Here is a 26,707-nt window from a genome sequence, read left to right on the forward strand (position 1 = left end):
TCATTCAGCCGGTTCCGGCTGCAGAGCCGGTGATGTCTGCGCCGCCTGGTCCGGCTCCAGCCACGCGCCGAGCGCCGCCAGGAAGGATTCGTTGCCAAGGATCGAGAAGTGGTCGTCGCCGACCACGCCCAAATCTGCCGCCTGCGGCAGTCCCGCCGCGAGCCGATCGCGCTGTCGAAGCCGGCCGGAGGTCCACCAGCAGCCGGGCGCTGCAACGAGATCGGCCGGCCATTCGGCCGCCCGAGCCAGTTGCGCGAGGTGGCGCCCGACCCTGAAGGCCGAGACGATGTCGTCGGCGCCGAGAAGACCGTCGCGCGGCTGCAGCGGCGCCGTGCCGATTGCATCGACGGCCAGGCGCCGGATCACCTCGTCCGTCACCGGCGCATCGCCGGAACGAATCGCCGTCACCTGCGACGCAATGGCTGGAGGCTGCACGCCCGGCGCCGCGACCGACAGCAGCGTCAGCAAGTCGTCGGTCCAATGCCGCCCGGGCGACGGCTGCTCGTCACCATGCGGAACGAAGCTGTCGATCAGCGCCAGGCGCTCGACTCGCTCGCCGCGCCGCTCGAGTTCGGCAGCAACCAGGCACGCGACCAGTCCGCCAAGCGACCAGCCGATCAGATGATAGGGTCCCTTGCTCTGCTTCCGCGCGATCTCATCGACATAGTCCACGGCCATTGCCGTCAGCGACTCGTCGGTGAAGGACGGTTCGATCAGCGTCCGGCACTGCAGTCCGATCAGTTGCCTCCGTCCCTCCAGGCGCCGCGCCAGCGGCGCGTAGTCGAACACCGTGCCGAAGCCGCCGTGAAGACAGAACACCGGCGGCGTGCCATCGATCGGCGAACTCAGGGGCAGCAGCGCCGACGGCCGCATGGATGATGCTGCGGGCGTGCCGAGCAAGGCGCGAATGGTCGGCTTCTGGAGAAGATCCCGCAGCTTGATCTCGCCATCGAGGATCGGGGCACGGCGAAGGCGCGCGATCACATTGAGGCTCAGGATCGAGTTGCCGCCGAGCTCGAAGAAGTTGTCGGTGACGCCGACTTGCGCAACACCGAGGATCTCCGCCCACAGCTTCGCCATCGCGACCTCGGCGGGACTTTCCGGGGCGATGAACGCGCGCCCGGCTGCGATATCAGGCGCGGGCAACGCCTTGCGATCGACCTTGCCGCTCGACAGCGTCGGCAGACGCTCGAGCACGATGATGCGGGATGGAATCATGTAGGCCGGCAAAGTCCGGCGCAGCGCGGCAGTCAGCGTTGCAGACAGCCGCTCGGCCGCAGCCGCGGCGGCGTCGCCTGGCGCCCGTGGCGCCACATAGGCCACGAGCTGATTTCCTCCCGCACCCACCACGGCGAGCACGGCAGCCTGCGCGACCGCTGGGTCGCTCAGCAGAGCCGATTGGATTTCGCCAAGCTCGATCCGGAAGCCGCTGACCTTGACCTGATCGTCGCTGCGTCCGAGATATTCGATCGTGCCGCTCGCATCCCATCGCGCAAGGTCGCCGGTGCGGTAGAGGCGTGCGCCCTCGTCCGCCGAAAATGGATCCGGCACGAAGCGTTCCGCCGTCATGCCTGGCTTGGCGTGGTACCCGCGCGCGAGCCCGAACCCGCCGATGTAGAGCTCGCCGGCTGCGCCTGCCGGAACGAGATTCAGCGAGCCATCGAGGATGTAGGCGGTGCGGCGGCCGACGGGAATCCCGATCGGCGCATAGGCCTTGTCGCACGCCGTGTTGCCGTCGACCTTCCACACGAGCGGTGTCACGACGGTCTCGGTCGGTCCATAGCCGTTGATCAGGATTTGCGGCTTCAGCGTCCGCCTGACCTTGTCGAAGCCGGCCTTGGGCATCGCCTCGCCGCCGAACGAATACAGCCTAACGGGCGGCGGATTGCCGGCCTGCTCCACCCACTCTGCGACCTGCTGCAGATAGGCCGGCGGCAGGCCGATATGCGTGATCCGCTGCGCATGAAGCTCAGCGACGGTCTGTTCGGGCGTCCACAGCTCCGCATCGCGCATGACCAGCCGAGCGCCCTGCGACAGCACCGTGAGCCACCGTTCATGCGCGCCGTCGAAGGCCAGCGACAGGAAATGCAGCTCGCTTGCGTGCTCGTCGAGCTCGTAGAGCGCAGCGGTCGCTCGGCAATGCATCGCCAGCGGTCCATGCGCGACGGCGACGCCTTTCGGCCGCCCGGTCGAGCCGGACGTGTAGATCACGTAAGCGAGACTCTCCGGATGCAGGCGTGGATCCGGCGCATGGTTCGGACCGCTGGCAGAATCGAACGAGGCCAGATCGATCGCCTGGACGCCTTCGATAACGGAGATGTCACGCGCGCCGGACAGCAGCATCCTCATCCCGGAGTCGCGCATCACATGAGCAACGCGGTCCGGCGGCAGCTCGGGATCGAGCGGGACATAGGCTCCGCCGGCCTTCAGCACGGCAAGCAGCGCGGCCATCGTCGCTTCGTTGCGCTCGACGACGACGCCGACGCGCTGGTCGGGCCCGAGCCCGGCCTCGACGAGGTGGAGCGCGATCCGGTTGGCGCGACGATCGAGCTCACCGTAGGACAGGTTCCGGCCGCCGATCGTCAGGGCGACACGTTCCGGATCGCGCTGTGCATGATCGCGGATCATCTCGTGGACGAATGGACGCATCGCGGCAGACGCCGCCCGGCCATTGCAGGCATCTGCGCGCTGCACATCCTGAGCGGTGGACGCATCGATCGCGCCAAGCCTGGCTTCCGGACCTCGTAGCATGGCCGCGAGCAGATGTTCGAATTGCGCCCTCACCTGCTCCGCCTGTTCCGGCGTGAAGTGGCTCGGCATATAGGTGAATTCGACCTGCAGCGTATCCTCGACCATGACGGACAGGTCCATCGGATAGTTCGTGACGTCGACGTTGCGCAGCTCGCCGAATTGAAGCGAGCCGTCCCCCTGCAGCAGGCCTCGGTCGACGGGATAGTTCTCGAACACGATGATGCTGTCGAACATGGTCTCGCCGGCACGTCCGGCCCAGCTCTGGATGTCGTAGAGCGGCGTCTGCTCGAAGTTGCGCATCGCCGCGTTGCGGTCCTGCATGGCGCGCAGCCAGTCACCGACCGTTGCGGCCGGCGAAGGCGTCTCGATCACGGGCAGCGTATTGATGAACAGGCCGATCATCTGCTCGGCCCCGTCGAGACCAGCCGGACGGCCGGCGACGGTGACTCCAAATGTAACGGTCTGCTGGCCGGTGTAGCGTTGCAGCAGCAGCGCCCAGACGCCCTGGATGAGCGTGTTCAGGGTGATGCGCTCGTGCCGGGCGAACGCCTTCAATGCCGCGGTCGCATCCTTGTCGAGCCGGGTGTAGCAGCGCCGGTGTCCGTGCGCGTCGTAGCGCCGCGCGCCGAAGGCATCGGCCAGTTGCGTCGGCTGGTCGAAGGCCGTGAGTTGTCCTCGCCAGAAGCGCTCGGCGGCCTGCGCGTCCTGGGCCAGCAGCCAGGCAACATAATCGCGATAGTGCGCCGAAAGAGCCGGGAGCGCCCGCCCGGCATAGCACCCTAGGATTTCGCCGATGAAGCGGGCCGAGCTCCAGCCATCCATCAGGATATGATGGTAGGTCCAGATCAGGCGATGACGATCGTGGTCGAGCTGCAACAAGCGGACACGCTGCAGTGGCGGCACCGCGAGATCGAACTCGGCGCCGCGCTCCGCGGCCAGCGCTGACGACAGCCGCGCCTCATCGACAGCTTGCCCACGCCAGTCTTCCGTTGCGAACGGCACACTGGCCGCGCGATGGACGGCCTGCAGCGGTGCGCCGGACAGCTCGCGCCAGAGAAATCCGGTACGCAGCATCGGATGACAGGCAGAGACCTCCTGCCACGCGGTGCGCAGCCGCTCGACGTCCAGCCCGCGGATCTCGACGCTGACTTGGTTGACATAGACGCCACTTCCGGCATCGCGCAGGCTATGGAACAGCATGCCCTGCTGCATCGGCGAGAGCGGGTAGACGTCCTCGATGCGGTCCCAGTCGACACCGAGCCGCGCGAGCTCCTCGCTCGTCAGCCCGGACAATGCGCCGCGCGCGCGAGTGATTGCGGGCTGGTCGTTCCGCGCCGCCACGCAGGCCGGCGCGAGCAGCTCGATCGTCTGCAGCCGGAACACGTCTCTCGGCTCCAGCTCGAGACCAGCCCGGCGTGCGCGACTGACCATCTGCAGCGAGATGATCGAGTCGCCGCCGAGCTCGAAGAAATTGTCGGTGACGCCGACGTCCGGCTGGTGCAGCAGCTCGGCCCAGATCGCAGCAAGTGCGGCCTCGGTCGGATTGCGTGGCGCGACGCGCTGTCCCTGCCCAAGCCGCGTATCGGGCAACGGCAACGCCTTGCGATCGATCTTGCCGTTCGGTGTCAGCGGCAGCCGCGGCAGCACCATCACGCGCGACGGCACCATGTAGTCCGGCAGCGTTGACGCGAGAGTCGCGCGCAGCTCGGCTCCGTCGAGCGCATCGTCGCCGCTGACATAGCCGACGAGCTGCCGGCCGCCGCCGAGCTCTTGCGCCACCACGACGCTGTCGCGCACGCCGGTCTGCGTGCGCAGCCGCGCCTCGATCTCGCCGAGCTCGATGCGGTGGCCGCGGATCTTCACCTGATGGTCGGCACGGCCGACATAGTCGAGCAAACCGTCGGCGCGCCACCGCGCCAGATCGCCGGTGCGGTACAGCCGCGCACCGGGATCGCCGAATGGATCGGGAATGAAGCGCTCGGCGCTGAGCGCCGCTCGCCGCCAATAGCCGCGGGCCAGGCCCTCGCCGCCGATGAAGAGCTCGCCTGTCACGCCGACGGGGGCGGGTTTGAGATTGCCGTCGAGCACATGCAGCGTGGTGCTGCCGATCGGGCCGCCCAGGACGGGTGCGGGATCGCGTGCGTCGAGCCGATGGCGCGCCGACCACACCGTGGTTTCGGTCGGCCCGAACAGGTTCCAGGCCTCGCCTCCGAGCGCGAGCAGCCGAAGCGCCAGGTCGGGCGCCAGCGCCTCGCCGCCGCTCAGCAAGCGGCAGCCTTGAGGCAGCCAACCGCGCGCACCATCGTCATGATCGAGCAGCATGCGCCAGCTCGACGGCGTGGCCTGGATCAGGGTCACGCCATGATCGGCGACGATCGCCTTCAGCCTCGCCGGATCATGGGCCGAGGCGTGATCCGCCAGCACGATCCGCGCGCCATGAATGAGCGGCAGCCAGAGCTCGAGCACCGCGATGTCGAACGATAGCGAGGTCAAGCCAAGCACACGGTCATCGCGCGCGATGCCCGGTTGCTCAGCCATCGTCGCCAGGAAATTCGTCACGGCGCCATGGCGCACCATCACGCCCTTGGGCAGGCCGGTCGAGCCGGAGGTGTAGATGACGTAAGCCAGGTTGTCTGGATGGATGGCGACGTCGAGATCGCCGACGCCGACCGAATCTTCTCTAAACTCCTCGTCCAGCAGCCAGGCCTGGGCGTGGCCGTCCGCCAGCACAGGCGCGAGCTGGTCGTGGAGCGTCGCCTGCGTCAGCAGCAGCTTCGCGCCGCTGTCGGACAGCATGTGCGCGAGACGCTCGGCCGGATAGTCCGGATCGAGCGGCAGATAGGCTCCGCCCGCCTTGAGCACCGCGAGCAGCGCCACCATCATCGTCACACTGCGCTCCAGCGCCAGTCCCACCACCACATCGGGACCGACGCCGTGCTCCCTGAGCCTATGGCCCAGCCGGTTCGCGCGCGCATTCAGCGCTCCGTAACTGATCGTCTCCTCATTGTGCACGAGCGCAATCGCATCGGGCGCGCGCCCTGCCTGGGCCTCGAACTGAGCGACGACACCCGGCGCTATCACGGCCCCGGCCGTTGCGTTGACCCGCGCCAGCAGCGCGATGTCCGTGGGATCATCAGCCGCAAGGCAGCCGACCGCCTGCTCGGCATCGCCAGTGATGGCCGCGAGCAGTTGCACGAACGCCTTGTGCAGCCGGCGAATCTGGGCCTCGTCGAAATGTTGCCGCTGGAAATTGAATACCAGCCGCAGCTCTGCTTCGAGACCGACGCTCACGAACAGCGGGTAGTTGCTCGTTTCGAGGATCCTCGTCCGGCCGACGCTCACGCGGCCGTCTCGGGTCTTCAAGGCCTCGTCCACCGGATAGTTCTCGAACACCAGGATGCTGTCGAACAGCGGACGCCCTGCCTGGCCCGCGATCCGCTGAATGTCGGCCAGCGGCATCCAGCCATGATCCCGCAAGGCGAGATTGCGATCCTGCAGGTCGCGCAGCCACGCACCAACCCGCCGCTGCGGATCCTCGGCATCGACCACGGGCAAGGTGTTGATGAACAGGCCGACCATCTCCTCGGCGCCAGCGAGCCCAGCGGGCCGGTCCGACACCGTCACGCCGAAGCTGACCGTATCCTGCCCGGTGAACCGACGGAGCAATTGCGCCCATGCCGCCTGCACCACCGTATTCAGCGTGACCCGTTCGCGGGTCGCGAAGCGTTGCAGCCGCTCGCTGAGATCGGCGTCCACCGCCATGGTGAGCGAGCCATGGCCGACGCGAGCGTCGACCGCAGGCCGCGACAGCAGGCTCGGCTCGTCGAGCCCGGCCAACGCCGCTCGCCAGAACTCGGCCGCAGCACCGTGGTCCTGCGCCTGCAGCCATGCGATGTAGTCGCGGTAGCGCGGCGGCTGTCCTTGCAGCGCCCCCTGCCCCTCGTACTGCATCACCTCGGCGATGAATCGGGCCGAGCTCCAGCCGTCCATCAGAATGTGATGATGAGTCCAGATCAGCCAATGCCGGTCGTCGGCGATCCGGATCAGCCTTACGCGCTGCAGCGGCGGCCGCGAGAGATCGAAGCCGTCGGCGCGCTCGCGGTCTGCAGCCGCCATGAGCGCAGCATCCAAAGCGGCCGGAGCGAGCTGCGCCGCACGTTCCCGCCAATCCTCCGCGACGAAGGGAACGTCGGCACTGCGATGGACGACCTGCTGCGGTGGTCCCGGCAATTCACGCCACAGGAAACCGGTGCGAAGCACGGTATGGCGATTGCTGACCGCCTGCCACGCGGCTTGCAGCTTGCCGGCGTCGAGACCGCGGGTCTCGGCGGCAACCTGGTTGACGTAGACCCCGGTGCCGTCGTCGTGCAACGCGTGGAACAGCATGCCCTGCTGCATCGGCGACAGCGGATAGATGTCCTCGACCTCGCGCCAATCCAGCGCCAGCGCATCGAGCTCGGCCTGGCTCAGCTTCGACAACGGCACATCGGACGGCGTCACGCCATGGACGCCGCTCGTGCAGTGATCTACCAGCTCACGCAGCGCCGCCTCAAAACAGTCCGCCAGGCGCGCAATCGTTTCGCGGCGTTGACGCTTCCCGCTGAAGCCGAACGACAGCTCCAGACGACCGTCGAGCACCCTCGCATTGATCGCGATATGGTGGCGCAACGGGCTCGATGCGGCGCGCGACGGGCCGGCGCTCTCGGGCGCGATCGAGAACAGCGCCGTCTCGTCCGCGCTGCCATCGACCTGTCCGAGATAATTGAACCCGATGCGCGGCTGCACGCCCGTCGTCAGCGCCGCGCGCTGGGCATCAGAACCCAGGTAGCGCAGGACACCGTAGCCAAGTCCCCGGCTGGGGACGGACCGCAGCATCTCCTTGGTCGCCTTGATCAGCACCGCGGGCGGCTGCGATCCAGCCGCCAGTCGTACCGGGAACGCGGTCGTGAACCAGCCGATGGTTCGCGACAGGTCGAGCCCGCCGCCGAGATCCTCGCGGCCGTGACCCTCGAGTTCGATCGCCATGATCTCCCGGCCCGACCACAGCCACAGCGCACGCGCGAGCGCCGACAGCAGCAGATCATTGACCTGGGTTCTGTACGCCCCGTGCGCCGTGCCCAGCAGACGCGCGGTCAGCTCAGCGTCGATCGCGAGCGGCACGTCGTCGGCGTCTGCAATCGTATCCCGATCCGCATGATCGAAATCGCTCGGCACGTCCTCCGTCTGCCGGAGACCGGACCAATGATCCCACTCTGCAGCCGGCACATCCGAGGCCGCGTGCGCGCGCAGCGCTGCGCCCCATTGGGCATAGGCGTGCGTCTTGGGCGGCAGCGTCGCCTCTTGTCTACGCATGAGCTGCTCATAGGCAGCCGCGAGATCCTCCAGCAGCACACGCCACGACACGCCGTCGGTCACGAGGTGATGAATCACGATCAGGAGGCGCTGCCCGCCCTCCGGCAGATCGATGCCGACCAGCCGCACCAGACGTCCCTCCGCGAGCGAAAGGCTCGCCTGGACCTCAGCGGCGAGCGCGGTGACCGCCTCGCCATCGGCCAGCTCGCACGACCGAAACAGGTCGGAGACCGCCGGCGCCGGCCCGTGCTCGGCGCGCCAGATGCCGTCGATGCGTTCGAAGCGCAGTCTCAGCGCATCGTGATGAGTGACGACGGCCACTGCCGCGCGCCGCAGCACGTCCCAGTCGAGCCGCTGCTGCGGCCGCAGCAGCAAGGCCTGGTTCCAGTGATCGGGCGCCTCCAGCTCCTGCTCGAAGAAACGGAGCTGAATCGGCAGCAACGGGAGTGGCCCGGAGACGAGACCCTGCTCCGCCGTCGTCTCCAACCGGACGACCTGCCGCGCGTCGCGCGCCAGGGCTTCCAGCGTCTGATGCTTGAAGACGTCTCGTGGCTCGATCAGAAGGCCGGCCCGCCGCGCACGACTGACCATCTGCAGCGAGATGATCGAATCGCCGCCGAGCTCGAAGAAATTGTCGGTCATGCCGACATCGGGCTGATGCAGCAGCTCGGCCCAGATGGTTGCCAACGCAGCCTCGGCCGGCGTCCGCGGCGCAATCCGCATCGCTGCAGCGGGCGCCTCCGGCGCCGGCAGCGCGTTGCGATCGACCTTGCCATTCACCATCAGCGGCAGGCGGTCGAGGACCACGATCCGCGCCGGCACCATGTAGTCCGGCAACGTCGCGGACAATGCGTCGCGCAGCACCTCGCCATCGAGCGCGCCGTCACCGCAGACATAGCCGACCAGTTGCCGGCCAGCCCCGAACTCCCTCGCGATGACGACGGCCGCAGTGACCGATGGCTGCTGCAGCAGCCGCGCCTCGATCTCGCCGAGCTCGATGCGGAAGCCGCGAACCTTTACCTGGTGATCGGCCCGGCCGACATAGTCGATGGCGCCGTCGCTGCGCCAGCGCGCCAGATCGCCGCTTCGATAGAGCCGCGCGCCGGGAGGTCCGAAAGGATCGGGAATGAAGCGCTCGGCCGTCAGCGCCGCGCGCCCGAGATAGCCGCGCGCCAGCCCGTCTCCGCCGATATGGAGCTCGCCCGTCGTGCCCTCGGCGACCGGATTGAGGTCGGTGTCGAGAATGCGCAGGATCGTGCCTGGAATCGGAAAGCCGATCGGCACGCGCGCCCCGCTCGCCGCGCGGCAGTTCCAGAAGCTGGCATTGATCAGCGCTTCGGTGGGCCCATAGCGGTTGTCGAACCGGATTGCTGGGAATACCGCGTAGACTTGGTCCTTTAGCGGGACCGGCAAGGCCTCGCCACCGGAGAACAGCCGCTTCAAGCTCACGCATCGGCGAGCCTCCGGCTCAGCCACGAATTGCGCGAGCATCTGCGGCACGAAATGCAGCGTGGTCACACCATGCGCGGTGACCGCATCGACCAGCCGCTTCGGCTCGCGATGGGCCCCCGGCGCCGCGATCGCAAGCCGCGCACCGACCGTCAACGGCCACAGGATTTCCCACACCGCGACGTCGAAGCTGAACGGCGTCTTCTGCAACAGCGTTTCGCCGGGATCGAGCCCGTACTCCCGCTGCATCCAGGCGAGCCGCGCTGCCAGCGCACCACGCGTGCAGGCCACGCCCTTCGGCACGCCGGTCGAGCCGGACGTGTAGATCACATAGGCGAGGCTCTCGGCGTGGGTCGGACTCTGGAGATCCAAGCTGCCGGTGTCCGTGTCCTGCGAGGCGCGTCTGTCGCCGACGGCGATCAACTCGGCGCCCGCCCCTGCCGTGATCTCCATCAGCCGATCACGCAACTGCGGCTGCGTCAGCACCAGCCGCGTGCCGCTGTCGCCCAGCATCGCCGCGAGCCGCTGGCTGGGATAATCCGGATCGAGCGGCAGGTAGCCGGCCCCGGCCTTCAGAACGGCCAACACAGCCACGACCAGGTCGGCGCTGCGCTCGAATGCCAAGCCGACCGGAGCATCCAGAGCGATGCCGGCCTGCATGATCTGTCGCGCCAGGCGGTTCGCCTGCGCATTCAGTTCCGCGTAGCTGATCCCCTCCTGATCGGAGATCAAGGCCATGGCCGCAGGCGCCCGTGCGACCTGCTGTTCGATCTGCGTCACGACGTCGACGAAGCCGTCTTTCACCGTCGGCGCGGCGGGTCCCGAGCTCCAGCCGAGCACCCGTTGCAAAGCGGCGGCGTCCAAACCATGCAGCTCCGCGACCAGGCGGCTGCTGTCGTCGGCGATGCGCCCGAGCAGGCAGGCGAACGCCGCCTGTATCCGCTCGATCTGCACCTGGTCGAACCGGCTGCGATCGTAACGGAAGCCGAGCCGGATGCCGGCGTCGGTCACGAACACCGCGACCGTCAGCGCATAGTTGGTGATCGAGATCTGCTCGGCGCGGCTGGCGCGCGGCCCCCCGCCGGCCTGATCGCGCAGCGCCGCGTCGACCGGATAGTTCTCGAACACGAAGATGGTGTCGAACAGCGGCCGGCCGGCGCGGCCGGCAAGGCGCTGGATCTCGTGCAGCGGCATCCAGCCATGCTCGCGCAGGTCGACGTTGCGATTCTGCAGGCTGCGCAGCCACTCGCCGACCGGCGTTTGAGGTCTCGCGTCCTCGAGCGCGGGCACGGTATTGATGAACAGGCCGACCGCCTCTTCCACGCCCGCGATCTCGGGCGGCCGGCCGGAGATCGTGGCGCCGAAGCAGACGACATCCTGGCCGGTCAAGCGCCGCAGCAACTGGCCCCACGCCCCCTGAAGAAGCGTGTTCAACGTCACCCGCTCGCGCCGTGCCGCGACCTGCAGCCGCTCGGTCTTCACCGCATCGATCACGAGATCGATCGAGGCATGGCCGTCGGCAGGTGCGGCCGGCCCGCCCAGCGCATCGGCCAGCAGGCTCGGCTCGCCGAGCGTCGAGAGCGAGCGCGACCAGAACATGCTCGACGCCTCGGGATCCTGCCGCTGCAGCCAGGCAATGTAATCGCGATAGCGGCCGCGCGGTGCGCCCAGCGACGCGCCGCCGACATGCTGCATGATCTCGCCGATGAGCCTTGCTGCGCTCCAGCCGTCGAGCAGGATGTGATGATGGGTCCAGATCAGGCGGAAAACGCCGCCGTCGAGATCGATGAGACGGACCCGCTGCAGCGGCAGCCGTGACAGGTCGAAACCGGCGCGCCATTCGGCTGCCGCCACCTCGGCCAGCGCCGCGTCACGCGCGGCCTGATCCATCGAGTCCACACGGTCGCGCCAATCCTCCTCGACGAAGGGAACGGGAGCCTGCCGATGGACGACCTGCTGCGGTGCGCCCGACAATTCTTTCCACACGAACGCGGTCCGCAGCACCGCGTGTCTCGCCGTCACCGCCTGCCACGCCGCGCGTAAACGCGCCGCATCGGCGCCGCTGACGTCGACTGCGATCTGACTGACATAGTTGCCGCTGTCGCCGTCGCGCAGCGCGTGGAACAGCATGCCCTGCTGCATCGGCGACAGCGGATAAATGTCCTCAATATCGCGCCAATCGCGCGAGGCTCCGAGCAGGTCGAGCTCCGGCTGGCTGAGGCCCGACAGCGGAACGTCCGACGGCGTGAGGCCATGTACGCCGCTCGTGCAATGCGCGACGAGTTCGCGCAGCGCCGCGGAATAGCACGCGGCCAGCCGCTCGATCGTCGCGCGGCGATAGCGTCGGCGGCCGAAGCTGAATGTCAGCCTCAGCTGGCCGTCGAGCACCTGGCCGTTGATGCTGAGCCAGCGGCCAAGCGGTGCGCCGGCGCTGCGTGACGGACCCGCGCCTTCCGGCGCGAGCGCGAAGGCAGGGTCAGGGCCGGCGCCGAACTGGCCGAGATAGTTGAACACGATCCGCGGCTCGGCGCCGCCCGCCAGGGCGGCGCGCTGCTCAGGGCTGCCGCAGTAGCGCAGCACGCCATAGCCGAGCCCACGCGCCGGGATGGCCCGTAATTCCTCCTTGATCGACTTGATGAGCGTGGCATCGTCGCCCGCGCCACCGGAGAGGCGAAGCGGAAATGCGGTCGTGAACCAGCCGACCGTGCGCGACAGGTCGATGCCTTCGAACAGATCCTCACGGCCATGGCCTTCGAGCTCGACCAGGCATTCATCGAGTCCGCACCAGCGGTTGACGGCGCGGGCCAGCGCCGCCAACAGCAGATCATTGACCTGGGTCCTGTAGGCAGCGGGTGCCTGCTTGAGCAGCTGCCCGGTCATGTCGGCATCGAACGACACGGCGACGTCTTCGCCATCGGCGACGCGGTCGGTCTCATCGTGATCGTCGTCGCATGGCAGGCCGCCGGCGGCACTGCGCTGTCTCCAATAGTCGAGCTGATCGGCCAGCTCCTCGCTCACCGCGTAGTCTTCAAGCCTCCTGCTCCACGACGCCATGGACTGGCTCTTGGGGGGCAACGCAATCGCAACCGCGCCCTGCGCCGCCTGTCGATGCGCCGACATGATGTCTTCGAGCAGCACACGCCAGGATACGCCGTCGACGACGAGGTGATGCACGACGATGAGAAGCCTCTGGCTGCCGTCCGCGACGTCCATGCCGACGAAGCGCAGCAACGGCCCCTGCAGGGACAGGCTTGCCTGCGCGGCGGCGGCAACCGAGGTGATCTCCGCCGCATCCTGAACAGCGCGGGTCCAGAGCAGATCGGCGCTCGCCGGCATCGCGCCATATCTCGCCTGCCACGCGCCGTCGCTCTGGAGGAATTGCAGTCGCAGGGACTCGTGATGCGCCACCACGGCCTCGACCGCCGGCGCCAACACCCGCCAGTCGAGCCGTGCCGACGGCACCAGCATCAACGCCTGATTCCAGTGATGCCGTTCGCCGGCGTCCTCGGCAAAGAAGCGGCGCTGGATCGGCAACAGCGGCACCGGATCGCCATCGCGCGCGAGCGGCTCGGCGAAGACGACCGCCGCCCGATCGCGGCGCGCGACCTGCGCCAGCCCTTGCAGCGTCTGATGCCGGAACAGGTCGCGCGGCTCGATGGCAAGCCCGCGCTGGCGCGCACGTCCGACCACCTGCAATGAAATGATGGAATCGCCGCCGAGCTCGAAGAAGTTGTCGGTCAGCCCGACCCGCGAATGGCCGAGCAATTCAGCCCAGATCGCCGCCAGCTCCAGTTCAGCCGGGGATTGCGGTGCGACGTAGTCGGCCTCAGCAGACAACTGCTCGGGCGCCGGCAAGGCGTCGCGATCGACCTTGCCATGCGCCGTGAGCGGCATCCGCGACATCAGTACGATGCGGGCCGGAACCATGTAGTCGGGCAGTTCCTCGGACAACGCCGCGCGCAGCCCGGTCTCGTCGAGGCCATCCTCGCCGCAAGCATAGCCGATGAGCTGCTGGCGTCCGCCGATCTCGCGTGCCACCACCACCGCCGACTGAACACCCGCCTGCCGCGTCAGCCGTGCTTCGACCTCGCCCGGCTCGATGCGGAAGCCGCGGATCTTGAGCTGGTGGTCGGACCGGCCGACATAGTCGATGATGCCATCGGCGCGCCAGCGCGCCAGATCGCCGGTGCGATACAGCCGCGTGCCCGGTGCGCCGAACGGATCGGGGATGAAGCGCTCCGCCGTCAACGCCGGCCGATTCCAATAGCCGGCCGCGAGCCCCTCGCCGCCGATATGAAGCTCGCCGGTGACGCCGACCGGAACGATGTTGAGATCGCCGTCGAGAACATAGGCCGAGCGCCGGCCGACCGGGCGGCCGATCGGCGCATAGGCGCAGTCGATCTCGGCATCGACGTCGACCTTCCAGACCAGCGGCGTGACCACTGTCTCCGTCGGACCATAGCCGTTGATCAGCTTGCGCGGCCGCAGCGCCTGCCTGACCTTGTCGAAGCCCGATTTGGGCATGGCCTCGCCGCCGAACGAATACAACGACACGGGCGGCGGATCGCCGCGCCACGCCGCGAAGTCGGCGAGTTGCTGCAGATAGGCCGGCGGAAAGCCGGCATTGGTCACGCGCTCCGCGCCCATCACGTCGAGCGTCTTCTCCGCCGACCAGAGATCGGCGTCACGCATCACCAAGGTCGCGCCGCAGCTCAGCGCGGTCCACAACCGCTCATGCGCGCCGTCGAAGGTGAAGGAGAGGAAGTGCAGCTCGCGCGACTGCCGGTCCATCTCGTAGAGACCTGCGGTGGCGTCGCAATGCATCGCGAACGGTCCATGCGCGACCGCGACGCCCTTCGGTACACCGGTGGAGCCGGACGTATAGATCACGTAGGCGAGGCTCGCGGGATGGACATCGACCGCCGGATCAATCTCCGTCGTCTCGGCCGGCATCGCGCCGGGATCGACGACCGCGATGCCCGGCATCGGCGGCCATTGCGATCGTCCCGCCGCATCGACCAGCACGACGCGCGCGCCGGCATCCCGAACGGTGGCGGCGAGCCGCGCCGGCGGATGATCGGGATCGAGCGGCAGATAGGCCGCGCCGGCCTTGAGGACGGCAACAAGACTTGCGACGAGATCGCGCGAGCGCTGCATCGAGAGCCCGACGAGCTCGCCGGGTCGCACGCCGAGCGCCAACAGATGCTGCGCGATGGCATTGGCGCGGCGATCGAGCGCCTGATAGCTGATCGTCTCGGCCCCGAACACCAGGGCTGTCGCGCCCGGCCTCTCCTTTGCGTGCCGCGCGAGCATCCGGTGCACCGGCTGGAATCCCGCGAGTGCGGGCGCGCAGGCATTCCACTGCCTGACGTCGTCGCGCTGCCGGTCCGACAACAGCTCCAGCGCCACGATCCGCTGCATGGGATCCGCGACCGTTGCCCGCAGGATCGTCAGCCAATGCCCGGCGAGCCGTGCGATGGTCGACCGGTCGAACAGCGCGGTGGCAAAGGAGAACAGCGCCGAGACGTCTCCCGACGGCGCTTCCTCGCTGTCGAGCGCGAGGTCGAATTTCACCGTCTCGATCTCTGCCGCGATCGTCTCGATCTGCAATTCGGACGCAGCCGGCGCATGTGCCGGCTCGCGCCGATGCTGATGGTTGTAGAGCACCTGGAACAGGGGCGTCTGGCTCTGGCTTCGCTGCGGCTGCAGCACGTCCAGCAGCCGCTCGAACGGAAGATCCTGGTGATCCTGGGCCTCGAGCGAGGCCTCGCGCAGGGCGTGAATGACGTCGGCGATCGTGCTCCGGCTGTCGATGCGCGTGCGCAGCACCTGGGTGTTGACCAGCAGCCCGATCAGCCGCCGCGTTTCCGACCGGTCGCGATTGGCGAGCGGAACGCCGACGCAGATGTCGCCCTGCCCGCTGTAGCGATAGAGCACCAGCTTCAGCGCCGCGAGCAGCACGACGAACAGCGTCGTGTGATGCTGTCGGGCGAGCCCGCGCAGACGATCGGAAAGCTCGGCGCCGAGCGACAGGCGTATGGCATCGCCGGATTGGTCGGTCTGGGCCGATCGGGGGCGATCGAACGGCAGTTGCAGCATGGCCGTGTCGTGCAGCCGGTCGGTCCAGTACCGGAGCTGCCGCTCTTCCTCCACGGCGCCGAGCCACAGTCGCTGCCAGGCGGCGAAATCGGCGTAGTCGACCTCGAGCGCCGGCAGTGAGGCGGTCTCGCCGCGGACGGCAGCGCGATAGAGCTGCCAGAACTCCTCGGTGAGGACCTGCATCGACCAGCCATCGGCGACGATGTGGTGCAGCGTGACCGAGAGGATATGCTCGTGCTCGCCGAGCCCGAGCAGCGCCGCGCGCAGCAGCGGTCCGGATTCGAGATCGAACGGCAGCGCCGCTTCCTCACGCAGCAGCCGGCGCGCCTGCTGGTCGCGATCGTCGCCCGCAATCTCGATACGGCGAAGCGCGACCGGCGCCGGCTTGCCTACGATCTGCTCCGGCTCGCCGCCGTCCTGCCGGAACGTGGTGCGGAGCGCGGCATGGCGCATGACGAGTCCGTCGAGCGCCTTCTGAAGCGCAGCGGCGTCGAGACGGCCCCGCAGGCGGATCGCGACCGGCATGTTGTAGGCGGAGCCGCCCGGATCCATCCGCCACAGGAACCAGAGGCGGGCCTGCGCGAATGACAACGGCGCGCGCTGCAGATGCTGGCGCGCGATCGGCAAAATCGACAGATCGATGCCCTTGGCCGCCAACTGCGTCAGGAAGGCGCGCTGCTTCGGCGCATCGAGACGCGCCAACCGGCGCGCGATCTCGCTGAGCTGCTGGGCCTGAAGTCCGGACTGATCATTCATTGGCGAACTCGACTTCCTCAAGCAGATCGAACATGGCGGCGATGTCGTCGCTGCGCCTGCTCGTCGGCGGGTCCGCGGCGAGCGCGGACGCCATGGCCTCGACCGTGGTCAGCTCGAACAACCGCTTCAGCGGCAGCTCCCGCGCAAGATCGCGCTTGATGCGGCCGACGAGCTGGACGGCCACCAGCGAGTCGCCGCCGAGCTCGAAGAAGTTGTCGGTGACGCCGACCTCCGGCCTGTGCAGCAGCTCGGCCCAGATCGTCGCGAGCGCCGCCTCGGTCGGATTGCGCGGGCCGACTCTGTGCGCCCCCGGCGGCTTCGCGTCCGGCCGCGGCAGCGCCTTGCGGTCGATCTTGCCGTTCGGGGTCAGCGGCAGTTCCGGCAGCACGATCACGCGCGACGGCACCATGTAGTCCGGCAGCGCCGTTGCGAGCGCGGCGCGGAGGTCACTGCCATCGAGCGAGGCCTCGCCGCTGACATAACCGACCAACTGACGGCCGCCGCCGAGCTCCTGCGCGACGACGACGCTGTCGCGCACGCCCGGCAGCTCCCGCAGCCGCACCTCGATCTCGCCGAGCTCGATCCGATGTCCGCGGATCTTCACCTGATGATCGGCGCGGCCGACATAGTCGAGCACACCGTCGGCTCGCCAGCGCGCGAGGTCGCCGGTCCGGTACAGCCGCGCGCCGTCGCTGCCGAACGGATCCGGAATGAAGCGCTCGGCACTCAGCGCCGCGCGTTTCCAATAGCCGCGCGCGAGTCCGTCACCGCCGACGAAGAGCTCGCCGGTGACGCCCATCGGCGCAAGGTTGAGATCGCCGTCGAGCACGTACAACCGGGTGTTGCCGATCGGGCTGCCGAGCAACGGCACCGGATTCGTCGCATCGAGGCGGTGACGCGCCGACCATACCGTGGTCTCGGTCGGCCCATACAGGTTCCAGACCTCGCTGCTCAGCGCGCTGAGCCGCCGCGCCAGATCCGAGGCCAGCGCCTCCCCGCCGCTCAGCAGGCGGCAGCCTTTCGGCAGCCATGGAGCGGTTTCGCTGGTATTGGCCGCATCGTGATCGAGCAGCATGCGCCAGCTCGACGGCGTCGCCTGGATCATGGTCACGCCGTGCCGTGCGACCAGCGCCTTGAGCGCCGCCGGATCATGGGCCGCGGCGCGGTCGGCGAGCACGATCCGGGCGCCATGGGCCAGCGGCAGCCACAGCTCCAGCACGGCGATGTCGAAGGACAACGAGGTCAGCGCCAGCACGCGGTCGTCGGCCGCGATGCCAGGCTGTCCGGCCATCGTCGCCAGGAAGTTCGTCACCGCGGCGTGGCGCACCATCACGCCCTTGGGGAGCCCGGTCGAGCCGGAAGTGTAGATGACGTAGGCGAGGCTCTCCGCATGCCCATCGACGGAAAGATCATCGGTCTGGCCGAGGCCATCGCCGGCCGCCACGTCGAGCAGCCAGGCCTCGGCATCGCTCCGGGCCAGCACCGGCGCGAACCGGTCATGCAGCGTAGCCTGTGTCAGCAGCAGTTTGGCGCCGCTGTCGTTCAGCATGTGCGTGAGACGCTCGGACGGATAGTCCGGATCGAGCGGCAGATAGGCCGCGCCCGCCTTGAGCACCGCGAGCAGCGCCACCATCATCGTGACGCCGCGCTCCAGCGCCAGCCCGACCACCACGTCCGGCCCGACGCCGCGATCCCGGAGCCGTCGCGCCAGCCGGTTCGCCCGCGCATTGAGCGCGCCGTAGCTGATCATCTCCTGCCCATGCACCAGTGCGACCGCATCGGGAGCTCGCGCCGCATGGGCCTCGAACTGCCGGTGCACGCAGAGCACATTTGCATCGTTGGTCGCCGTCGCGTTCCAGGCCTGCAGCAGCCGCGCGCGATCATCCACTGGAACGACGTCGATCCGGCGCACCGGCGTGTGCGGCGCCGCTTCCAGCGCAAGCGCCAGCTGCTCGAGCGCGTGCTGCATCATCGCGCCGACCCGCTCGGGCGCGACTGGCGCCACGGCCTGGACCGTCAGGTGAAGCCCATGGCCGTCGTCGTCTACCGCCAGCATCAGCGGATAGTTGGTGCGCTCCTCGCCACCGAGCCATTCGACGCCTTGCAGGGACTCTGCGTCTGCCGGCGCATCCTGCCTCCGGCCGTGCCGATAGTTCAGGATCGCGGAGAACAGCGGCGTCGGCGGCGCGACGCCGCTGCAGCGCTGGGCCATTGCCAGCGAGGCATGCTCATGCGCCATCAGCTCCGCCAGCCGCCCATGCGCTGCGCGAACGCTGTCCTCAACCGACGTGCCGTCGAGATCGAGCCGCAACGGCAGCGTGTTGATGAACAGGCCCAGGCTGCGGCCGGTATCGTGGCCGGCCTGCATGCGGCCGAGCAGCACGGTGCCGAACACGACCTGATCACGTCCGCTGCTGCGCGCCAGCACCTGGCCCCAGGCGACATGACAGAGGCTGGCGAGGCTCGCGCCAAGGCGCCGCGCCTGCGCGCGCAGCCGCGCGTCGAGAGTAGCCGGCACGGGCAGCTTTGCCTCGCGCGCGCCGTCGCCGTTGCTGCGCACCTCCATCAATCCGAATGGTGCCGTCGGCGCATCGATGTCGGCGAGCATGCTCCGGAAGAAGCGCTGCTGCGCATCCCGCCCGCCGGCCTTGCGGGTCTCGGCCACGAGGTTGCGGAACGGACTCGGTGGAGGGAGAGCGCTGCGGCGGCCCGCCAGGATCAGTTGCACTTCCTCATGCAGCGCCTGCAGAGTGGTATGGTCGCCGACCATGTGATGCAGCAGGACCAGCAGCAGCAGGCGATCATTTCGTGGGTCGCGGGCGACAACGAGACGCAGCAATGGCGCCTGGGTCAGATCGAGCCGGCAGGATCTCGGATCGAAGCGACGCGCCAGTTCGACCTGGGCCGGCTCGTTGCCTTCGAGCTCAACTTCGGTGACGCTTAGCGGTGCCTGGCGCCAGACCACCTGCGCCGGCACCGACAGCCCATCCCAGAGGAACGACGTCCGCAGGACGTCATGCCGGTCGATCACGTCCTGAACGGCCGCAAGATAGCGATCCAGCAGATCACGGCCCGCAAATGCCATCTGCGCGACCAGCACGTAGGGGTCGCCATCGGTCGCGAGCAGATGATGAAACAGGATTCCCTCCTGCAACGGCGACAGCGCGTAGATGTCCTGGACGTTGGCGACGCCGCCCGGCACACGGCCCACCAGGCGGTCGATCTCGCCCTGGCTCAGCGCGACCAGCGGCAGCATGTCCGGCGTGATGACCGGGCTCTGCGCCGTGATCGGGTTGTCAGGAATTGCGGTCTCCTCGCTTTGCCGCAGGCTGGCCGCGAGATCGCGCAACACCGGCTTGGCGAACACCATCTGCGCATCGATCGTCAGCGCATGGCGCTTCAGCCGGTCCAGCATGCGGACGACGAGCAGCGAATGGCCGCCGAGCTCGAAGAAATGATCGTTGCGACCGACGCGCTCGATGCCCAGCAGCTCGCGCCAGATAGCAGCGAGGACCTGCTCGATCTCGCCGTGGGGCGGATCATAGGCGCCACGGCCGAACGCCTCGTCGTCCGGCGCCGGCAGCGCCTGCCGGTCGACCTTGCCGTTGGGTGTCAGCGGAAACGCATCGAGGCGAACGATCGCCGAGGGAACCATGTAGTCCGGAAGACACGCCTGCAAATGCGTGCGCAGGCGCGCAGCCCATGCGCTGGGATCACCTGCATCGTCCGCCGGCACCACATAGGCGACGAGCGTGAGATCGCCCTGCGCATCGCGCCGCGCCAGCACCGCCGAGTCCCGCACTCCGGCCTGCGCATTCAGCCGATGCTCGATCTCGCCGAGCTCGATGCGGAAGCCGCGGATCTTCACCTGATGGTCGTTGCGGCCCAGGAATTCGATGTTGCCGTCGGCGAGATGGCGGCCGAGGTCACCGGTTCGATACATCCGCGCGTCGGACGACAGCCCGAACGGATCCACGGCAAAGCGCTGCGCCGACAAATCGGGACGGTTGAGATAGCCGCGGGCAACCCCTGCCCCGCCGATCCAGATCTCGCCGACGGCACCGCGCGGCACCGGCATGCCCTGGGCGTCGAGCAGATAGATCCGCGCGTTGGCGATCGGGCGACCGATTGGGACGACACCGCCGGCGAAGCCGGGCGGACGGCGCCATGCGGTTGCGCAGACGGTTGTTTCCGTCGGGCCGTAGGCGTTGAAGACCGCGATCTCCGACGGCAGGGCCTCGAACAGCTCCGGCTTTGGCAACTCGCCAGCGAGAACGAGCACCTCGAGCCCGGAGAGCCGCGCGAGGTCCGAGCGGCCGTGCAGTATCGCCGGCGGCAACGTGGCATGGGTGATGCGATGTTCGGCGAGATAGTTCACCAGCTCCGCCGCATCGCGGTGCTCGCGGCTTCCGAGCAGATGCAGTTCGGCGCCGGCGCCAAGCGCCATGACGATGTCCCACACGCTCGCATCGAAGCTGAAGGAGGCGAATTGCGCGATCCGGCTGTGCGGACCGGTGTCGAACAGCCCGATCTGGGCCTGCGCGAGATTGACCAGGCCGTGGTGCTCGATCATCACGCCCTTCGGCTGTCCGGTCGAGCCCGACGTGTAGATGACATAGGCGAGGTTGCGCGGCGTCAGGCCACGGGCAACAACATCCGGTGCGCCCTCTGGCAGCCCGCTCCAGGCCGACGCATCGCTCTCCACATCCACGACCGGACATGCCACGCTGCCGAGCGGGCCGGCGCTCGCGCCGTCACAGAGCAGCAGCGTCGGCCGGGCATCGGTCACGGTCTCGCGCAGCCGCTGCGGCGGATAGGTTGGGTCCAGCGGCAGATAGGCCGCTCCCGCTTTGAGGACCGCGAGCACGCTGACGATCGCATCGATGCCGCGCTGCTGGCAGATCGCGATCAGCCGGTCCGGACCAGCGCCCAGCGCGACGAGATGATGCGCGAGGCGATTGGCGCGCAGCTCGAGCTCGCGATAGGTCAGGTTGAGCTCGTCATGGACCAGCGCCACCGCCGACGGCCGGCGGCGCGCCTGCTCGGCAACGAGATCCTGAATGCAGCAGTCAGGCGGCGTGAACGAGCGCGTGCGGTTCCAGACATCCAGCAGCAGCGCACGTTCCTCGGCTGGCAGCAGCTCGATGCGATCGACCGGCTGGCTGGTGTCGGCGACCATGGCGCGCAGCACCGCCAGCAGATAGGTGCGATAGCGCTGCACGGTCTCGGCGTCGAACAGCGCCGTCGCGTAGTTGATCTTGCCGGAGATGCGTCCACCGCTCTCACTGAGATCGAGCTCGAGATCGAACTTGATCTTGTGCTGCTCGGTCGCAAGGCGCTCGACCGCCAGGCCGGGCAGCGCCAATGAGCCGATATCATTGCTCTGCCATGCGAACACCACCTGGAACACGGGCGTGTATTCCGGATGCCGCGGGGGCTGGAGCGCCTCGACAAGATGCTCGAACGGCAGGTCCTGATGATCCTGCGCCGCAAGGACGGCCGTCTTCACCCGCTCGATCAACTCGGCCACAGCTAGACCGCCCGAGAGGTCGAGCCGCAGCGCCAGCATGTTGACGAAGAAGCCGGCCAGGCCTTCGAGCTCCGAACGCATCCGATTGGCGGTCGGCGTGCCGATGACGAGATCCTGCTGGCCGGCCAACCGCGACAGCACGAGGGCCCAGGCGGCCAGCACGATGACGAACGGGGTGGCGCCGAGCGCGATGCTCAATTGCCTGATATCGGCCGAAAGACCGTCGTCGATCTCGACAGGCACCGCGGCGCCGGCGTTGGATCGCGGTGCAGATCGCGCCCGGTCCGTCGGCAGTGCCAGCAAGGACGGCGCGTCGCGCAGCACGGCGATCCAATGATCGAGCTGCCGCCGCAGCCGATCTGCCGTCAGCGAATGGCGCTGCCATGCAGCATAGTCCGGATACTGAATCGCCAGCGGCGGCAACGGATCATTGCCGCCTGCAACGAAGGCGGCATACAGCGCCGAGAGCTCGCGGACGATGACGCCCATCGACCATCCGTCGGAGATGATGTGATGCTGGCTGAGCAGAAGGACATGATCATCATCGCCCAGGTCGATCAAATGGCTGCGGATCAATGGACCCCGCGCAAGATCGAACGGCGCGCGCGTACACTCATTCAGCAGATCGGCCAGCCGCGTTTCGCGGTCCGGCCGCCCGCGAAGATCGTGCACCTCCAGCGGCAGGCTGGTGTCCGGCGGCAACAGCGCGACCCGCGGCTCGCCCTGCTCGGCGACGAAGACCGTCCGCAGCGCCTCGTGGCGGGAGAACAGCCGGTCGAGGCTGCGGCGCCATGCGCCGATGTCGAGCCGGCCGCGCAGCCGCAGCGCCACATCGATGTGATAGTTGGTACTTCCATTCTCGAGCTGGGCCAGCAGCCAGAGCTGCTGCTGCGCGAAGGAGAGCGGCAGCGAGCCCCCGCGATCGGCGATCGGGATCGTGTTTGTATCGCGTCTGGGGACATTGCGGCCGCGCTGTCGCGCGCGCGATGCCAACCGGCGCAGCGCCTCCGGATCGAGGTTGTGCAGAAGAGGCTGTCCTGATTGTCCGCTCATGATAGCTCCGCTGTCATCAGGTCCTCGAGTTCACCTTCGGCGAACTGCTGCTCGATCAGTCTGATGGAGAGGACGCGCGCGAACTCCGCCAATTCCGGATGAACGAACAGCTCGGACAATCGCATCGATGTGCCGAACTCCTGCGCGACACGGCTGAGCAGCCGTACTGCCAGCAGAGAGTGGCCGCCGAGATTGAAGAAGTGATCGCCCCGCCCGACCCGGTCGAGGCCGAGCAGCTCCGCCCAGATGCCGGCCAGCGTGATCTCGATCTCGCCGACCGGAGCTTGATAGTGGGCCCCCGCGTCGCCTTGTGAGGCCAGCGGCAGCGCCTTGCGGTCGACCTTGCCGTTCGGCGTCAGCGGCAGCCGCGGCAGCACGACGACGCGCAACGGCACCATGTAGTCCGGCAGCGCCGTCGCGAGCGCCGCGCGCAGCTCGCCGCCATCGAGCGCGCACTCACTGCCGACATAGCCGATCAGGTTGCTACCGCCACCGACATCCTGCGCGACCACGACGCTGTCGCGGACGCCGGGCAGCGCGCGCAGCCGCGCCTCGATCTCGCCGAGCTCGATGCGATGCCCCCGTATCTTGACCTGGTGATCGGCGCGGCCGACATAGTCGAGCGCGCCATCGGCACGCCAACGCGCCAGGTCGCCGGTCCGGTACAGCCGTGCACCGGGGCCGCCGAACGGATCCGGAATGAACCGTTCCGCGCTGAGCCCGGGCCGCTTCCAATAGCCGCGCGCCAGTCCCTCGCCGCCGATGAACAGTTCGCCGGCCACGCCGGGCGGCGCCAGATTGAGATTGGCGTCGAGCACATAGAGTGTGGTATTGCCGATCGGACCGCCGAGCACCGGCATGGGATCATTGGCATCGAGCCGGTGGCGCGCAGACCACACCGTGGTCTCTGTCGGCCCATACATGTTCCAGGCCTCGCCGCTCAGCGCGACGAGCCGCCGTGCCAGATCGGGAGCCAGCGCCTCGCCGCCGCTGAGCACGCGACAGCGACGAGGCAGCGCGGCGGCCCCGTCATGATCGAGCAGCATGCGCCAGCTCGACGGTGTCGCCTGGATCAAGGTCACGCCGTGCCTGGCCACGATCGCCTTCAGCGCCGTCGGATCCTGCGCGGAGGCGCGGTCGGCCAGCACGATCCGGCCTCCCCGGGTCAGCGGCAGCCACAGCTCCAGCACCGCGATGTCGAACGACAGCGAGGTCAATGCCAGCACGCGGTCGTCCGATGCGATCCCCGGCTGCTCGGCCATCGTCGCCAGAAAATTCGTCACTGCGCCGTGACGCACCATCACGCCCTTGGGCAGGCCGGTTGAGCCCGAGGTATAGATGACGTAGGCGAGGCTCTCCGGATGACTGGCGAGGTCGAGGTTACCGGCGTCGCCTCCATCGTCGATGCGATCGAGCAGCCAGGCTTCGGCTCCGCTGTCGGCCAGCGCGGGCGTGAACCGATCTTGCAGCTCGGCTTGCGTGAGCAGCAGTCTTGCGCCGCTGTCGCCGAGCATGTGGGCAAGACGCTCGGCCGGATAGTCCGGATCGAGCGGCAGGTAGGCGGCGCCGGCCTTCAGCACGGCGAGCAGCGCCACAATCATCTCGGCATCGCGCTCCAGCGCCAGTCCAACCACGACATCGGCGCCGATCCCGCGCGCGCGCAGTCGCCGCGCCAGCCGGTTTGCCCGCGCGTTCAGTTCGCCGTAGCTGATCCGGCGGTCGCCGCAGACGATCGCAACCGCGTCCGGGACGGCCTTCGCCCGCGCCTCGATCTGCGCCACGAGGCCAGGCGCCGCGCCGATCGACAACGGTCGGGGTGACGTCTCGCCGATCGCAGCTCCGCTCCAGCGCAGGACGCACGCCAGCGCCTCTCCGTCGACCGTGCGAAGGCTGCCGGTCGGACGGGTGGCATCCGCCGAAATCCGCGTCAGCCAGTCTCGCAACGACGCGCTCACCCGGCGAACCGCATGGTCGTCCAGTTGCGCGCGATCGTAGTTGAAGTCGAGGCGCAGGCCCTCGGGTCCATCGAACACGATGACCGCGATCGGATAGTTGGTCGGCGTCACGTGTTCGACCCGCCCGATCTGCGGCCCGGCACCGTCGCGCGCAGTGAGCGACTGATCGATCGGATAGTTCTCGAACACCATCAGGCTGTCGAACAGCGGCTGCGCGGCCCTGCCGGCCAGGCGCTGGATCTCGTGCAGCGGCAGCCACTCATAGTCGCGCGCCGCGACGCTCTGCGCCTGAAGGGCGCGCAGCCAGTCGCCGGTCGCGGTCTGCGGATGCGCGCGATCGATCAGCGGCAGCGTGTTGATGAAGAGGCCGACCATGTTCTCGGCGCCGGCAAGCTCGGCCGGACGGCCCGAGACCGTGACGCCAAAGCAGACCGCGCTTTGCCCGGTATATTGCCGCAGCAATTGGGCCCAGGTCCCCTGTAGCAGCGTATTCATCGTGATGCGCTGCTGCGTCGCGAACCGCCGCAGGCGAGCCGCGAGATCACCGTCCACGCGCAGCGTCAGCCGGCCATGGCCGCTCGCAGCGTCGATCGCGCGGCTCGCACGCAAGGCGTCGGCGAGCGGCGTGGGCTCGAAATCGCGCAGCGTCTCGCGCCAGAAATCAGCGGCTGCCGCCTGGTCGCGCGTCTGCAGCCAGGCGATGTAGTCGCGGTAGCCGCCTTGCGCCGCCGACGGCGCGGCGCCGCCGATCTGCTGCAGCACATCGGCGAGCAGCCGCGCCGAGCTCCAGCCATCGATCACGATGTGATGATGCGTCCAGATCAGCCACAGCCTGTCTTCGCCGAGCCGGATCAGCCGCAGCCGCTGCAGCGGCGGCCGGGTAATGTCGAAGCCGAGTTCGCGCTCGCGCCGTGCCGCCTGCGCAAGCGCCGCATCGATCTCCGCCGCCGCAGCCCCGCCCGTGATACGGCTGCGCCAATCCTCGTCGACGACGGGCACGTCGAGCTGCCGGTAGACGATCTGCTGGGCTGCTCCGGACAATTGTTGCCAGGCGAACCCGGTCCGCAGCACCGCATGCCGCGCACTCGCCGTCTGCCATGCCGCACGCAACCGCGCCGGCGTCACACCTCGAAGCTCGATCGAGAGCTGGTTGACATAGACGTCATCAGCGCCGTCGCGCAGCGCATGGAACAGCAAGCCCTGCTGCATCGGCGACAGCGGGTAGATGTCCTCGACGGAGCGACAGTCAACGGTCGCGCAGAGCCGGTCGAGCGCCGCCTGATCGAGCCCCGCGAGCGGAACGTCGGACGGCGTGAGACCGCCGGCGCCGCCGAGGCAATGATCGACGAGACCATGCAGCGCCGCGCGATAGAGTTCGGCGAGCCGTTCCACGGTCGCGCGCCGATACCGCCGGCTGCCATAGCGGAAGCCGAGGCGCAACCGCCCGTCACGCACCTCGCCGTTGATGCTGAGCCAGGCCCGCAACGGCGTGTCGGCGGCCCGCATCGGTCCCGGATTCTCCGCCGCGATCCGGTACGGCGCGGCCGCACCGAGCTGGCCGTCGAAGCGGCCGAGATAGTTGAAGACGATACGCGGATTTGGCGTTTGTGATAGCGCCTCGCGCTGCTCCTTCGCGCCGAGATAACGCAGGACGCCATAGCCGAGCCCGCGATCGGGTATGGCACGCAGCGTCTCCTTGACGCGGGTGATGAGCGCACGATCGGGCTCGCTGCCGCCGTCGAGACGCACCGGGAATGCGCTC

At 68.4% G+C, this 26,707-nt stretch carries 3 protein-coding genes (1 of these 3 cut by a window edge); all 3 read right to left on the reverse strand.

The features are described 5' to 3' along the window. Tightly spaced (each overlapping or abutting the next), the 3 genes in view from ACQR0W_RS23890 to ACQR0W_RS23900 form a layout consistent with a single transcriptional unit that may run on beyond the window. Window positions 1–16,407 carry a non-ribosomal peptide synthase/polyketide synthase gene (locus ACQR0W_RS23890; RefSeq protein WP_316187155.1) on the reverse strand — a complete coding sequence of 5,469 codons (16,407 nt, stop codon included), beginning with the start codon at window positions 16,405–16,407 and terminating at the stop codon, window positions 1–3. Continuing rightward, window positions 16,400–22,990 (reverse strand): non-ribosomal peptide synthetase, encoded by a 6,591-nt coding sequence (locus ACQR0W_RS23895; RefSeq protein ID WP_316187154.1) that lies wholly within the window; start codon window positions 22,988–22,990, stop codon window positions 16,400–16,402. The genes ACQR0W_RS23890 and ACQR0W_RS23895 overlap by 8 nt, the downstream gene beginning before the upstream one ends. Then, on the reverse strand, window positions 22,987–26,707 hold the 3' portion of the coding sequence (locus ACQR0W_RS23900; protein WP_316170925.1) for a non-ribosomal peptide synthetase. The gene runs 6,005 nt beyond the window's last position; 3,721 of the gene's 9,726 nt are visible here — the last part of the coding sequence; the start codon falls outside the window, past its right edge; its stop codon occupies window positions 22,987–22,989. The genes ACQR0W_RS23895 and ACQR0W_RS23900 overlap by 4 nt, the downstream gene beginning before the upstream one ends.

The organism is Bradyrhizobium sp. HKCCYLRH1034 (genome assembly GCF_051168375.1).
GTDB lineage: Bacteria > Pseudomonadota > Alphaproteobacteria > Rhizobiales > Xanthobacteraceae > Bradyrhizobium.